The sequence below is a fragment of the Mesorhizobium sp. M0074 genome (assembly GCF_040322975.1).
Taxonomy (GTDB): domain Bacteria; phylum Pseudomonadota; class Alphaproteobacteria; order Rhizobiales; family Rhizobiaceae; genus Mesorhizobium.
This window is the reverse complement of the sequence record NZ_JAMYUM010000014.1, coordinates 36,150-49,051: the sequence shown is the minus strand read 5'-3', so window position 1 is coordinate 49,051 and position 12,902 is coordinate 36,150. Positions and strand designations below refer to the sequence as shown.

Sequence of the window (12,902 nt, the reverse complement as noted above, 5' to 3'; positions counted from 1 at the left end):
CGACCTGCAGAATGACGTGGGGCGCGCGCCGCTCATGTTGGCTCGGGCATGTCGTGGAGCAGCTACAGACCTTCCCACCGTTCCTCCGGCGGGCGAACCTTGCGGAACATCGCAAGCAGAAGGAGGTCGTAGACAATCTTCAAGGCGCCGGCGATCAGCAGCGGCCAACCGAAACCGGACATTGCGAGCAGCGAGCCGGCAAGCATCGGGCTGGCGGCTGCCGCGAGGCTGCGCGGGACAGCGGTGACACTCGCGGCGGCGGCCCGCTCACCAGGCGATACCACGGCCATGACGTAGGAGATGCGGGTCGGCACATCCATCTGCGACAACGCGCTCCTGATCAGCAGAAGTACGATAACGGGACCGAGGCTCGGCATGAAGGGAATGAACAAAAGGCAAAGACTGGATGGCAGATGTGTGAACACCATCGTGTTCACCAGCCCGATCCGTTTAGAGATTTGCACGGCCACCAGATACGACCCAGCCGAAAGGATACCCGTCAAGAAGAAGATTGCGCCCGTCGCAGCGAGCGATAGGCCGAACCGTTGGAAAAGCCAAAGAGCCAACAATGACTGAACCACGAAACCGCCCGCAAAAGCGTCAAGGCTGAAAAGTGCAGCGAGCGTGAGGACGATGGTTCGAGATTTGCGTAGTGGTTCCGCCGGTACCGCACTCGCATCGAGCGGCTCATCCGGCAGTTTCCGATAGAGGAGCAGCGCTCCTACTCCCAGAAAGGCATAAAGCAGGAAGGCGATCTGGAGACCTTGCTTGATGTCCAGTCCGACAATCTGGCGGAGTAGGTCTGGGACGCCAGCCGCCAGAGCACCGACCGCCCCTACTACTGAGCCGACAAGGCTGTAGCGTGCGAAGAGCGCGGTGCGGTCGCGGTCAGTGACACTGTGGGCGAGTTGCGCATGCTCCAGCGGCAGAAACACACTAACGTCGCCAGAGGATGGATTGAGCGTTCCGACGAATGCGACAAGGAGCAGCGGCCAGAAATCCTGAACCAACGCGAAGGCGATCCCGGTGACGACCATCAGGAGGGCAGCTGCGATCAGCAGGGAGCGGCGGGAGAAATGATGTGCGACAAACCCGACGGTCAAGGTGAGCGCCGCCGAACCCGCGAGCGTCGCTGTCGTGAGAATCCCGATCTTGAAAGCGTTGAAACCAAGTGTGGCCAAATAGGCGGGAAGCAGAAGACTGACGAGTCCGTCGCCGAATGCCCTCAATCCCCTGGAAATCAACAGAAGGGCAGCTGCCGGCCTGGCACCGGCAGGCAGCAGCGAAAACCTCTGTTTGACCGCTGGTTCGCGCGAAGCATTCGTCGGCGTCTGGGCTGTCAGGGATGCCTCCTGCCGCAGAGTGGTTGCGCCTATGGCACTGCTTAAATCGATCCCGTGGCAACGCCATAAAGCACGCCCAGGACAGAGCATGTCGCGAGCACGGGGATCATACCGATCTTGAAACGAAACACGGCCAGCAGCGCACCGACTGTCAGCACCAGCGACGGCAGGTTAACGGAGCTGAATACTGGCACATCCACCGTCGTGCCCAGCCAGCTGACCTCACGCAGTTCGCGGAACAGCACATGAAGCGCGAACCATACCGCCAGGTTCAGGATCACACCGACCACCGCCGCCGTGATGGCAGACAACGCTGCCGACAAGGCCTTGTTGCTGCGCATCGTTTCCATGAACGGCGCGCCGAGGAATATCCACAGGAAGCACGGAACGAAGGTGACCCACGTCGTCAGCAGACCGCCGAGTGTTCCGGCGACCAGCGGGCTGAGCATTCCTGGCGCCCGGTACGCGCCCATGAAACCGACGAACTGGGTGACCATGATGAGCGGACCGGGCGTGGTCTCGGCCATGCCGAGGCCGTCCAGCATTTCTCCTGGCTTGAGCCAGCCGTAGTGCTCGACGCCTTGCTGAGCGACATAGGCGAGCACTGCATAGGCGCCGCCGAAAGTGACCATCGCCATTTTCGAGAAGAAGATCGCGATGTCGGTGAAGACATTGCCTTGCCCAAGAAACACCAGAAGTGCCAGGACCGGAACGAACCACAGCAGCAGACATACCGCTGCGATCTTCAGCGACCAGCTGACGGATGGCCGGGTATGCGCAGGCACCCCTTCGCCAAGCGCCGTATCAGCGTCGGCAACCTGCTTGCCGCCGACCTTGCCATGTCCGTTGGCCGACTGGAATGCAGCCCACCCTGCCCGTCCCCCGACGTAACCGATCACACCCGCAGCCAGGATGACCAGCGGGAATGGCGCGTGGAAGAAGAACAGAGCGATGAAGGCCGCCGCCGCAAGCCCGATCATGGCATTGTTCTTGAGCGCCCGTCTGCCGATCCGCAACACCGCTTCGAGCACGATGGCAAGGACCGCCGCCTTCAAGCCGAAGAAGAGGGCCTGAACTGCTCCGACATTGCCCAAGATTGCATAGATCCAGCTCAACGCCATGATGGCGATCGCACCAGGCAGCACGAACAGGATACCGGCGACGAGGCCGCCTCTGGTTTTGTGCATGAGCCAGCCGATGTAGATGGCAAGCTGTTGTGCCTCCGGTCCGGGCAGCAGCGTGCAGTAATTGAGCGCATGCAGGAACCTGGTCTCGCCGATCCAGCGTTTTTCCTCGACGATGATGCGGTGCATCATGGCGATCTGACCGGCCGGACCGCCGAAGCTGAGAGCGGCCACACGCGCCCACACCCGCGTGGCCTCAGCGAACGAAATGCCATGGCCGGGCGTGTCGTTTGGTCGGTTCGGTGCCGTCACGGTGCTTTCTACATTGGCCATAGTTAGATCCTCGAATCACCCGCGCTTCGAGCGGAAATATCGGTAGAGGTTGTCGAACACCGAAGCGCCCTCGGCGATCCTTTGCTCGTCGCTCGCCTGCGCCATCGCTATACCGGAGATCAGGCTGGCAATCCCCGTGGTTTCCTCGCGGCCGAACTTGCTGTCCTTGAGATCAATATCGTGGACGACCTCGGCGATGGCCTGCAAAGCCGCATCCGTAATCCCGGCGCGGGCCAGCAGCACCTCAAAGCTGCAGCGGTCTCCCTCATGGGTGATTTCGCCCTCGAACATGTCGAAGCGCAATTCGCCCTCCTTTGGCACGTATCCCTTGCCAGCGACGAAGCGGATTGTTGCATTGGCATCGATAAAGCGACGGATCAGCCAGCTGCAGGCGATGCGATCGACATGCACGTCCCGGCGCGTGACCCAGGTCCGGCCCTTGAGCTCACCCGGCTCGGCCACCTTCTTCGGTTCCTTGGTCATGGCGTTGTCCTCTATAAGCTGTGCCTCGAGCTCGGCGATCAGTCCCTCGGCGGCGAGCCGCCCGCTGGCGCCGAAGAAGTCGATCGTCACGACGTCGGCGAGCCGCTTGCGCAAGCGGCCGAGTTGCGGACGCGCTTCCGCCTGTTTTTCCGATGTCGCGTCGGTCTTGATCGCTGCGGCCAGATCGCGCGCTTCCTTGACGATCTCCGCATAGTCGGCGTCACGGGCTGCATCGAAGAGCGCTCGGACCTGGGTGTCGGACAAACCGTCGATGAGGCGCGCCTCGCACATCATCGCCTCGCCGCCGCCCTCGATGATCTCCTTGAGAAGCCATTCGAAATCCTCCTGCATCTCGGCATTGGCCGGCAGGGCGTAAACGGTGCTTTTGACTGCGACCGCGCCGATGCCTTGCAAGCGTCGCCAGATCTTCACCCGGAAGTAGGCGGGTTTGCTTGGCAGCTGATGGATCAGGAGCAGCCAGCGCTGCTCCTGTGATTGCCCCTCACTCATAAGTGAACCGTATCACGAACAAAGCCAAATGCAACACTTGTATCATCTTTCATTCAGGCATAGCCTTCGCCTCCTCACGGATGGGCCGTGCCGCAGAGCGGGGGGGAACCGATGCCACACCAGATCATGCCGCTGCCGTTCAAGCCGCCTCGGCTCGTCGGCCTCTCCGAGCGGCTGTTGGCAAGCCACTACGAAAACAACTATGGCGGTGCCGTTCGTCGCCTCAACGCCATCGAACAGCGGCTCGACGGGCTCGACTGGGGCGCGGCGCCAGTCTTCGACATCAACGGTCTGAAGCGCGAGGAACTGGTCGCCGCCAATTCAGCGATCCTGCACGAGATCTATTTCGATGGGCTCGGTGGCTCCGGCGATGCCGGAGGCGACCTCGCCACAGCGCTGGAGCGCGAATTCGGCAGCGTGGCCGCCTGGCGCGCCAAGTTCATGGCCTGTGCCAAGGCGCAGGCCGGAGCCTCGGGGTGGACCCTGCTGGTGTGGTCGGAGCGCCGCGATCGGCTGACGATTCAATGGGCGGCGGATCACACCAACTGTCTTGCCGGCGGCATGCCGATCCTCGCGCTCGACATGTACGAGCACGCCTACCACATGGATTTCGGGACCAAGGCCGGCGCCTATGTCGATGCCTTCATGAAGAACATCCATTGGGAACGGGTGGCTGCCCGCCACCGCCGGGCCGTCGCGCAACGTGATCCTTCAACAGGATCGGCATCGGACGAAACGGTTCCAGCGATTGCGCCGGAGGAACTGCGGGCTCGCCTCGACCAAGGAGAAGCCCTGGTGGTGCTTGACGTCTGCCTTGTCGAGGATCTGGCCAAACGCAGCGATATGCTGCCGGGGGCCAAGCTCCGCGCGCCCGAGAAGATCGCCGATTGGGCGGATGAACTGCCGAAGGACAGGCCGGTAATCGTCTATTGCGTCTACGGCTTCCAGGTCAGCGGCGACGCCGTCGCCGAACTGCGTCGCCGCGGCGTCGACGCAAATGCGCTTTCGGGCGGCATTGCCGCCTGGCATGCGATCGGCGCGCCAACCGTCCCTCTGGTGATAAGCGAAGAAAGGATTGTGTCATGAAATGGATTACCCGCGAACGTCCGGTCATCGACCGCATCGCCTGCCCCTGGCTGATTGCGCGCTTCATCGACAAGGAACCTGAGTTCCTCTTCGTGCCGCCCGATCAGGTGATCCGCGTTGGCCAGGAAACGGGCGCCACGCCTTACGACGTGCCCGGCGTTGAATTCACTCATGTCGGCGACGGCTGCAGTTTCGACACCTTCGTTTCCAAACATGGGCTCGAGCGCGACCCGGCGATCGTGACCATCGCGGCGATCGTGCGCGGCGCCGACACGGACCGGCACGATCTCACGCCGCAATCGGCGGGGCTGCTGGCGATCTCCATGGGTTTGCGGGACCTGACGCCCGACGACCACGAGGTGCTGAAGCATGGCTTCATTATTTATGATGCGCTCTACGCGTGGGCTTCGGGCCGCAAAGCGGAAACGCATAGCTGGCCACCCGCCATCAAGCCGGCGGCCGCGTGACGAATTGGGCAATGGGGCAGATCACAAGGAGAAACCTCATGCATGCAAAACTCGTGACCGGAGCAATGCTGATCGCGATGTCGGCGCTGCTCCAACCGGCATCGGCGGCACCCGATTGGCAAACAATCGCTAAGGCGCTCGGCAAATCCGGAACCGAGACGCCTGATGGCGTCTACCGGGTCGGGCTGCCGCGAACGGACCTGAAGGTTTCGCTCGACGGCGTGGCCCTGAAACCCGGATTTGCGCTTGGAGGCTGGATCGCGTTCGAACCCATGGGAGATCAGGCAATGGTTATGGGCGACATCGTTCTGACGCAGGACGAGGTGAACCCGGTCATGAAGAAGCTTGAAGAAAGCGGGATCGAGATCACTGCGGTACACAACCACTTGCTGCGCGCGGAGCCGATGACACTCTACATGCACGTCTTCGGCCAGGGCGACCCGGTTACGCTCGCCACAGCGCTTCGTGCCGGATTGGCGCTGAGCAAAACACCGATGGGAGGCGGCGCCCAGCCGCAAGCCGCACCACCGATCGAGTTCGACACGGCCGGTGTCGACCAAACCATCGGTTATAAGGGTAAGACCAATGGCGCGGTCTACCAGTTCACGATCTCGCGCGCTGAGCCGGTCGAGGAAAATGGAATGGAAGTGCCGGCGGCCATGGGCTCGGCAATAGCGATTAACTTCCAATCGACAGGTGGCGGCAAAGCGGCGATCACGGGTGATTTTGTGCTGACAGCAAAGGAGGTCAATCCGGTTATCAAAGCCATGCAGGACAACGGCATCGAGATCACCGCACTGCATAGCCACATGCTCGATGAGCAACCGCGGCTCTTCTTCATGCATTTCTGGGCGTACGACGATGCGCAGAAGCTGGCGAAAGGACTGCGCGCAGCCCTCGACAAGGTCGCCGTCAAAAAGAGCTAGATTGGGCGTCCGCGCGCGTTCGTCCGGCCAGCAAACAGCGTTGGTGGATGTTGCCTTCACGGCCGAGCCGGCGAAGTTCTCGGCCTTATTGGCCCGAATGGCGCTGGCAAGACCACGCTGCTCGAGCGATCGTCGGCCTTCTTCCCGCCGCCTCGGGAATGGTTCTCTGGCACGGCGTCTCTCCGCCACCAGCATTGCGCCTGAGATCACCTTTCCATCGCACACGAGACTCAAGGGGCGGGCCGGGCTTTTGCGAACCGACGCGTTCGGAACGATCAAAGGTCCGCTTCGTTCTGATCGGATGGACTGGATTAGACTAGGCCTCCTGGCGTTGGCGGGGTTCCTCACCTGGACACTGAACACCCTCTCGGCTGGAGGCGGAGGTCTATTGCTGATCCCCGCCGTGACTTTCATCACAGGGAGCGCCGCGGTTGCGCCGGTCATCACCTTGACCGAGCTCATCGGCAATCCCATCCGCGCCCTGGCCTTTCGGCGCGACATCGATTGGAGCCTGGTCCGTTGGTACCTGCCCGGCGCCATCGCCGGTGCCGCGGCGGGCTCCTGGCTCTTCGCCAACAGTCGGGCGGAATGGCTCCAGATACTCATAGGGATCTATCTGGTCAGTGCAGTCTGGGAATTTCGCGGCGGGGCGCGCGAGCGGAGCTACCGAGCCCGCCGCTGGTGGTTCCTCCCGGCCGGCCTGGTCGTCGCGCTGTTGTCGGCGCTGATGGGTACGGTTGGACCCGTCCTGAATTCGCTCTATCTGAACTACGGTTCGGAGAAGGAGACGTTGGTCGCCACGAAATCCGTGAACTCGTTTGTGACCGATGTCGTCAAGATCGCGGTATTCACCGGACTTAGCGCGCTCGGTGGTCAGGCCGCCATGTACGGCGCAGCCGCAGGTTTGGGCGCCGCGCTTGCCAATCTGCTGGCCAAGCCCTGGCTCGAAAGCCTGAGTGGACGACAATTCCGCGGCCTTGTAGTCGCGCTCATGGCTGTGAGTGGAGCGCTGATGATCTGGAACCAGCACAGCTTCGTTGTGCAGGCCTGGCGGGCGGCCGGGCCCTAACCCGCTCAGGTTGGAGAAGCTTCGCGAGGTCAGATGACGCTCAGCGTCACGGCGGCAAGAACAAGATAACGGCCGACCTTGGCGGCAGTGACCAGCAAAAGGAAAACCCGAAAAGGCTCGCGCAGGACGCCCGCGATGACGGTTAGCGGATCACCGACAACCGGCAGCCAACTCAGCAGGAGCGACCACTTTCCGTAGCGGCGATACCACACTTGCGCGCGCTCCAGTTGCGCTTGGTTCATCGGAAACCACCGTTGGCCCCGAAAGCGCTCGATGCCTCGCCCGAGCAGCCAATTGATTACCGATCCAAGCACGTTGCCGACGCTCGCGACTGCGATGAGCAGCCAGGGCGAGTAATCCGCAAGCAACAGCCCGACCAGCACTGCTTCCGATTGCATCGGCAGGATCGTGGCGGCGAGCAAGGCCGCCAGGAACAGACCAGCATAGGCCGCGAGATCGGTCATTGAACCGCATATCCGCCAGTCGACCTAATGATGGTGACCTTCGGGTTCGACCATCTTGAACGGCAGCACCTGTTCGCGATCTTTCGCGGTCAGCACCAGACTTGCCTGGAACTCATGCGGCTCGGCCGGAGCCACCGTACTCTCAAGCCGATGATGGTTGTCGGCGACGGCTTCGAGGCGAAGCGTCTCTGGCCCGTTGGGCCGGTCGATGATCACCGTCGCTGTCAAATCATCGGTGTGCCGTTCTATGGTCAGCCGCATCCGCTCACCGGCCGGTGTGTCGACGATTTCCAACGTCCCTTCAGCCAGATCGCAGGCGACTTTGAAGGGCTCCGGCGCATGATGGTGAGCATGAGAGGCTTCCGCGCCAGTGACGGCCAGCCCGGCTGGGCTCACCAGGCGGACATTGGCTTCCGCCAACGCCGGCAAGTGGGCGAACAGCTCCTCCTTGAGGGCTTCGGTTACGCCCAGCACGTCCTTGGCCGTCGCCATCTCCGGAACACTGATGGCCACGTCGGCATGCAGACGATGTCCGATCCAGCGTGCCTGCACGCTTTCAACGCGCCCGATGCCCGACACGTGTTCGGCGGCATGATGGATTTCATCGACGATGGCGGGCTCGACTCCGTCGAGCATGCGCGTCAACACGGCTTTCGACGACTGCCAGACGATGGCGAAGATCGCCACGGTGATCAGCAGCCCGACGATCGGATCGGCAAGCGGAAAGCCCAGCCAGACGCCGATAGCGCCCAGGACAACCGCCAGGCTGGTAAAGCCGTCGGTGCGGGCATGGTAGCCGTCCGCGATCAGCGCAGCGCTGTTGATCTCTCGCCCGACGCGGATACGAAATACGGCGACCGCTTCATTGCCGATGAAGCCTATGAGCCCGGCGATGGCGACCCAGCCAAGAAACGTGATGGGACGCGGATTGATCAGGCGCTCGATCGCCTCGTAGCCAGCGACGATGGCGCTGAAAAGAATGATGAGAACGATGACGATCCCGGCCAGATCCTCGACGCGGCCCAGCCCGTAGGTGAACGTCTTGCTCGGTCTGCGGCGGACCAGCATGAAGGCGATCCACAGCGGGATGGCAGTAACCGCGTCGCCAACATTGTGGATCGTGTCGGCCAGCAGCGCCACGCTGCCGGAGAGGAACACGACCACGAGCTGAAGCGCTGCCGTAATGGCCAGAACGACGAACGACCATTTGATCGCCCAGATGCCGCGCGTCGTCGTGGCGATCGTCGGATCTATGACGCCATGGGTGTGGCCATGGCCACCATCACCGTGATCATGTCCGTGCCCCCCCATGCCATGCGTCATCGGGCCAAACCCAAACCAATCGCGAACTTTGTCCATCATGGCGCTTCTCACAGGTACTTGGTGATGTCCTTGAACTCGTCGATCGAGCGGCGCTGCTCGCGCGCCAACGGCCCGACAACGTCTTCAAGGCAATGGTTGAGATGATCCTGGATCAGGGTCTTCTTGGCTTGCGAAATGGCCTTCTCGACAGCATGAAGCTGCTGGGCGAGGTCGAGGCAGGGCCGGCCCGCTTCGATCATTTCGATGACGCCCTTGAGATGTCCATCGGCCCTTTTCAGGCGCTTGACGATATCGGGATGGGTTTCGTGGATGTGGGGCTGATCGCTCATATCCAGATACTATCCTCCTGGAGGGGATACGCAAGTCTCAAAGAGGCCTCGATTCTTACGTAGCAAAAACCATTCGTTAGGATTTTAGAGAATAATCGCCGTTCATGCCGAATCGGATCCACCGCACAGTTTTTTGTCTGGTCATTGCTTTAGCGATGACGTTCGGCGTGCTCCGTCCTTTCGGCTATTCGACCTCACACGATCCGATCGCGATTGCCACCGCGGTTGAACGTCACGGCGGAGCCGCCGCGCAGATCGAAGATCATGGCCACGCACACGATGATGGCATTTCGGGCGAGCAGAGCTCTGACCATTTTCACGGACACAATGCGGCAGACCACTCGCACGAGACGGCGAGTACGCCCGCCGACTTCGCACCGACCGTTCCGCAGGTCGAACGGGGCTGGCTGAACTATCCGCCGACTTTCGTCGATCCGGGCACGACATTTCCGCTCGAGCGACCGCCGAGACCATTCCTCGCCGCATGATCGCGGCCGCTCACGCGGCCACCCTCAACGACGAAGATTGGAAATCTTATGCAAGGATCCTTCAACCGGGGGTCAGGCTCGAATAGCGCGCGCTGGCGACCCACCCTGCCGCTGCTTATCGCTCTCCTGACCCTGCCGCTGCTGACCGGAGCAGCCTTTGCCCATGCCGTCGCTGCCGGCGACAAGGGCTACATCCAGGAAATCTCGGGCATCAATGTGCTGCCCCTCATCTATCTCGGCGCCAAGCACATGGTGACCGGATACGACCACATCCTGTTCCTGTTCGGCGTGATCTTCTTCCTCTACCGGATGAAGCACATCGGCATCTATGTCAGCCTGTTCGCGCTCGGCCACTCCACGACCATGCTGCTCGGCGTCTACTTCAATGTCGGCATCAACAGCTACATCATCGACGCGATCATCGGCCTGTCCGTGGTCTACAAGGCGCTCGACAATATGGGCGCTTTCCAGCGATGGCTCGGGTTCCAGCCGAACACCAAGATCGCGACGCTGGTCTTCGGCTTCTTCCATGGTTTCGGCCTGTCGACGAAGCTCATTGAATACAACATCTCGCCGGACGGCCTGGTGCCCAACCTGCTCGCCTTCAATGTCGGCGTCGAGATCGGCCAGTTGATGGCCCTGGGCGCCATCCTGATCGTCATGGGCTACTGGCGCCGGACACGCAGCTTCTGGCGCCATGCCTACAGGGCAAACGTCATCATGATGACGGCCGGATTCCTGCTGATCGGATATCAGCTCACTGGCCTGTTCGTCGCAGCATAAGGAACCGAAACCATGTACAACACCGATCTTCCCGGACGCGCCGATCTGCCGACTTCAGCGCAGCTGAAGCGCTCCACCTTCATTGCCGCGCTGACGGCGCTTGCCCTGCTCGTCACGATCGTCATGCCATCCGAGTATGCGATCGACCCGACCGGAGCAGGCAGATTGCTCGGCCTCACCAATATGGGTGAAATCAAGACGCAACTGGCGGCAGAGGCGGCAGCGGACGAAAAGGCCAGCGCGAAGGCTACGGCCGAGCAGATGACGCAAATAGTCCCTCCAGCCGAGTTGATGGCGCGCATGGACCGAATTGAAAACCTCCTCGTCGCCCTGACCGCCGAACGGCCTGCTTTGCAGCCGTCGCCAGCTGGGGAGGCCATATCCCAAGACAATGTGACAGTTGGAGAGATCGCTCCTGCCGAGGCTCCGGCCATTGCTACAGCGCCTGCCGCCGAAGCAACCTCGGAAGCCCCGATCCGGCCAGATGGAAGGCAAGACGAGCTATCCTTCACATTGGCGCCAGGCCAGGGTGCCGAAGTCAAGCTCGTGATGCGGCAGGGCGCCAAGGCAAACTTTTCCTGGACAGCTGACGGTGGCGTGGTGAACTTCGAGACGCACGGCGATGGCGGCGGTCAGTCCGTAAGCTACGAAAAGGGTCGCAGCGTTCCAGCTGACGAAGGTGCCATTGAAGCCGCCTTCGATGGAAATCATGGTTGGTTCTGGCGGAATCGCGGTGACAGAGAAGTAACGCTGACCATCACGACAGAAGGGAACTACATCGACATCAAGCGCGTGATCTAGCCCTGCGCGCCCCCGATATAAGAACGGAAGCCGATCCGTCGGCTTCCGCAACAAACTTGCAGCGGATTGATCAGAGATGAGAGCGGTTTGATTGACGCGCCACGGGAAGTGTCCAGCCGATTGCCTGCTCATCATCTGTAAAGAGGCGCGCTAAAAACCCTTACGGCAAAGGTTCTCCAGATCCACTTTTCCTATTTCTTCGATGCCGAGCGCAGGAAGGATATCATTGTCTGACTTTAAATCGCGACCGTAGGCTGCCGAGAATATCGCAATTCCAGCCTCATGGAGGATCGCTGGGTTTCCGCTGATCTTCCCCAAAAGTACCGTCGGTAGCAGCCCGAAAGGAACGTCCTCCAGAACATAGCGGCTTTCGATAGTTGACGGGCCGAAGCCGCCGCGGCCTTGGCGATCCATCTCCTGGTTCATTTCCGAAACGGTGCCCATAGGGATGTGAAACGACAATGAAAAATGCTCTTCAACTGTGCGCACAGCAATTCCGAAATGGGCGGCGATCGCCAATCGTTCGACGTCCAGAGCCTCGACAAAGCGCCCGACAGCCGGCGTGACGTTTCCGGCCTGGCTCCACTGCTCTCCCTTTTCCATGCGCGTGAGATTAAGAAGGGCGATCCCGAGATGGTTTTGGGGATTGAGGTTGCTGAGCGCAATTGCAAGCAAACCGTCGCGCTTGACGAAACGATCTCCAAACAGGGTCGTGCAAAGTTGGAACCCTTGGTCCATCGCATCGAAAGGCAGCGTCGCGACATCGAGCTTCTGGCGAACGCTGGCAACATGGACTTCTGTTGGTCCGGACTGACGGCCGGTCACCAGCGTTGTGCCCCAGACGACGATCGGCAGGCGAACCTTGAGTTCCGCCAACCGCCTGGAGAGATACAGCGCTCCGAAGGAACTGTGCGAGCTGATGATGACCGGCATTCCCTCCCTCAGATAAGGAGCGGCAGCATCCATCACTTTCCTGTGGCCATTAGCCGGCAGCGCGATCATCACAACGTCTGAATTGGCAATAGCCTCTTTACAATCCTTGGCGATGCGCACCGACACCGTTGCCTCGATAGCGCCCGTGGCCGTTAGCGATTCGCCGGTGGCCAGTGCCTTGGTGCGCTCTCCCGACGGCGACCAAAGCATTGGATCGTGCCCCGCCTCCGCCAGGTAGGCAGCAAGGCCGTTAGCGATTGCACCGGCCCCCAGAATACTCACCCGCATTGGATTTCTCCTGTTCCAGTCTTTATGTATCGCAGCGCGGCGAACGCCATCGCATGCACGGCCAGCAGGCAGGCACAACTCGATCGAAACCCATGCCTTCCTTGAGCCTGGCTACCCATGAAATCGTCATCCATGGGATTCAGCTGGAACGC

General features: G+C 61.2%; 14 protein-coding genes and 1 pseudogene. 8 read left to right on the top strand and 7 right to left on the bottom strand.

Annotation, left to right across the window (positions count from 1 at the left end; all coding sequences use genetic code 11):
• Positions 1-62: 62 nt before the first annotated feature.
• The 3 genes from NKJ73_RS19505 to NKJ73_RS19495 form a co-directional block, all read right to left on the bottom strand.
• Positions 63-1,244, bottom strand: coding sequence for an MFS transporter (locus NKJ73_RS19505; RefSeq protein WP_352570680.1), 1,182 nt, complete (start codon positions 1,242-1,244; stop codon positions 63-65).
• Between the two features lie 140 nt (positions 1,245-1,384).
• Entirely contained in the window at positions 1,385-2,800 is a 1,416-nt protein-coding gene (gene chrA, locus NKJ73_RS19500; RefSeq protein ID WP_352570678.1) for a chromate efflux transporter, read from the bottom strand.
• 15 nt (positions 2,801-2,815) lie between these two features.
• On the bottom strand, positions 2,816-3,793 hold the full coding sequence (locus NKJ73_RS19495; protein ID WP_352570677.1) for a chromate resistance protein ChrB domain-containing protein: 978 nt from the start codon (positions 3,791-3,793) through the stop codon (positions 2,816-2,818).
• A 111-nt stretch (positions 3,794-3,904) separates the two neighbouring features.
• On the opposite strand from NKJ73_RS19495, the gene NKJ73_RS19490 reads away from it, so the two are divergent.
• From NKJ73_RS19490 to NKJ73_RS19470, 5 genes and pseudogenes are all read left to right on the top strand, one after another.
• Complete coding sequence (locus NKJ73_RS19490; protein WP_352570676.1) at positions 3,905-4,879, top strand: Fe-Mn family superoxide dismutase; 975 nt, start codon at positions 3,905-3,907, stop codon at positions 4,877-4,879.
• Entirely contained in the window at positions 4,876-5,346 is a 471-nt protein-coding gene (locus tag NKJ73_RS19485) for a chromate resistance protein ChrB domain-containing protein (RefSeq protein ID WP_352570675.1), read from the top strand. The genes NKJ73_RS19490 and NKJ73_RS19485 overlap by 4 nt, the downstream gene beginning before the upstream one ends.
• Before the next feature lie 11 nt (positions 5,347-5,357).
• Positions 5,358-6,272 carry a DUF1259 domain-containing protein gene (locus tag NKJ73_RS19480; protein ID WP_502905389.1) on the top strand — a complete coding sequence of 305 codons (915 nt, stop codon included), beginning with the start codon at positions 5,358-5,360 and terminating at the stop codon, positions 6,270-6,272.
• A 63-nt stretch (positions 6,273-6,335) separates the two neighbouring features.
• Positions 6,336-6,422, top strand: a pseudogene (locus NKJ73_RS34275) (ATP-binding cassette domain-containing protein); the annotation flags it as partial.
• A gap of 151 nt (positions 6,423-6,573) precedes the next feature.
• Positions 6,574-7,341, top strand: coding sequence for a TSUP family transporter (locus NKJ73_RS19470; protein WP_352570824.1), 768 nt, complete (start codon positions 6,574-6,576; stop codon positions 7,339-7,341).
• A 29-nt stretch (positions 7,342-7,370) separates the two neighbouring features.
• Here the strand turns inward: NKJ73_RS19470 and NKJ73_RS19465 are convergent, their stop codons facing one another.
• From NKJ73_RS19465 to NKJ73_RS19455, 3 genes are read right to left on the bottom strand one after another with little or no spacing between them, the layout of a single operon-like run.
• Positions 7,371-7,805: a YqaA family protein gene (locus NKJ73_RS19465; protein WP_352570674.1), complete on the bottom strand. Its 435-nt coding sequence runs from the start codon at positions 7,803-7,805 to the stop codon at positions 7,371-7,373.
• A gap of 24 nt (positions 7,806-7,829) precedes the next feature.
• Positions 7,830-9,167: a cation diffusion facilitator family transporter gene (locus tag NKJ73_RS19460; RefSeq protein WP_352570672.1), complete on the bottom strand. Its 1,338-nt coding sequence runs from the start codon at positions 9,165-9,167 to the stop codon at positions 7,830-7,832.
• Between the two features lie 8 nt (positions 9,168-9,175).
• Complete coding sequence (locus NKJ73_RS19455; protein WP_352570671.1) at positions 9,176-9,457, bottom strand: metal-sensing transcriptional repressor; 282 nt, start codon at positions 9,455-9,457, stop codon at positions 9,176-9,178.
• Positions 9,458-9,561: 104 nt separating this feature from the next.
• Between NKJ73_RS19455 and NKJ73_RS19450 the strand changes: the two genes are divergently transcribed.
• Genes NKJ73_RS19450 through NKJ73_RS19440 form a run of 3 tightly spaced genes read left to right on the top strand, consistent with a single transcriptional unit; the run spans position 9,562 to position 11,529 of the window.
• Positions 9,562-9,945, top strand: a complete 384-nt coding sequence (locus NKJ73_RS19450; protein ID WP_352570670.1) for a hypothetical protein — start codon at positions 9,562-9,564, stop codon at positions 9,943-9,945.
• Between the two features lie 48 nt (positions 9,946-9,993).
• Positions 9,994-10,728 (top strand): HupE/UreJ family protein, encoded by a 735-nt coding sequence (locus tag NKJ73_RS19445; RefSeq protein ID WP_352570669.1) that lies wholly within the window; start codon positions 9,994-9,996, stop codon positions 10,726-10,728.
• 12 nt (positions 10,729-10,740) lie between these two features.
• Positions 10,741-11,529 (top strand): hypothetical protein, encoded by a 789-nt coding sequence (locus NKJ73_RS19440; RefSeq protein ID WP_352570668.1) that lies wholly within the window; start codon positions 10,741-10,743, stop codon positions 11,527-11,529.
• Positions 11,530-11,679: 150 nt separating this feature from the next.
• Here the strand turns inward: NKJ73_RS19440 and NKJ73_RS19435 are convergent, their stop codons facing one another.
• A complete protein-coding gene (locus NKJ73_RS19435; protein WP_352570667.1) occupies positions 11,680-12,750 on the bottom strand; it encodes an NAD/NADP octopine/nopaline dehydrogenase family protein in 1,071 nt (356 codons plus the stop codon).
• Positions 12,751-12,902 lie beyond the last annotated feature (152 nt).

Coding starts and splice junctions, on each gene's coding strand:
- NKJ73_RS19480 (WP_502905389.1), top strand. CDS start 5,358: ATGGGGCAGATCACAAGGAGAAACCTCATGCATGCAAAACTCGTGACC.
- NKJ73_RS19490 (WP_352570676.1), top strand. CDS start 3,905: ATGCCACACCAGATCATGCCGCTGCCGTTCAAGCCGCCTCGGCTCGTC.
- NKJ73_RS19435 (WP_352570667.1), bottom strand. CDS start 12,750: ATGCGGGTGAGTATTCTGGGGGCCGGTGCAATCGCTAACGGCCTTGCT.
- NKJ73_RS19465 (WP_352570674.1), bottom strand. CDS start 7,805: ATGACCGATCTCGCGGCCTATGCTGGTCTGTTCCTGGCGGCCTTGCTC.
- NKJ73_RS19495 (WP_352570677.1), bottom strand. CDS start 3,793: ATGAGTGAGGGGCAATCACAGGAGCAGCGCTGGCTGCTCCTGATCCAT.
- NKJ73_RS19440 (WP_352570668.1), top strand. CDS start 10,741: ATGTACAACACCGATCTTCCCGGACGCGCCGATCTGCCGACTTCAGCG.
- NKJ73_RS19470 (WP_352570824.1), top strand. CDS start 6,574: ATGGACTGGATTAGACTAGGCCTCCTGGCGTTGGCGGGGTTCCTCACC.
- NKJ73_RS19485 (WP_352570675.1), top strand. CDS start 4,876: ATGAAATGGATTACCCGCGAACGTCCGGTCATCGACCGCATCGCCTGC.
- NKJ73_RS19455 (WP_352570671.1), bottom strand. CDS start 9,457: ATGAGCGATCAGCCCCACATCCACGAAACCCATCCCGATATCGTCAAG.
- chrA (WP_352570678.1), bottom strand. CDS start 2,800: ATGGCCAATGTAGAAAGCACCGTGACGGCACCGAACCGACCAAACGAC.
- NKJ73_RS19460 (WP_352570672.1), bottom strand. CDS start 9,167: ATGATGGACAAAGTTCGCGATTGGTTTGGGTTTGGCCCGATGACGCAT.
- NKJ73_RS19445 (WP_352570669.1), top strand. CDS start 9,994: ATGCAAGGATCCTTCAACCGGGGGTCAGGCTCGAATAGCGCGCGCTGG.
- NKJ73_RS19450 (WP_352570670.1), top strand. CDS start 9,562: ATGCCGAATCGGATCCACCGCACAGTTTTTTGTCTGGTCATTGCTTTA.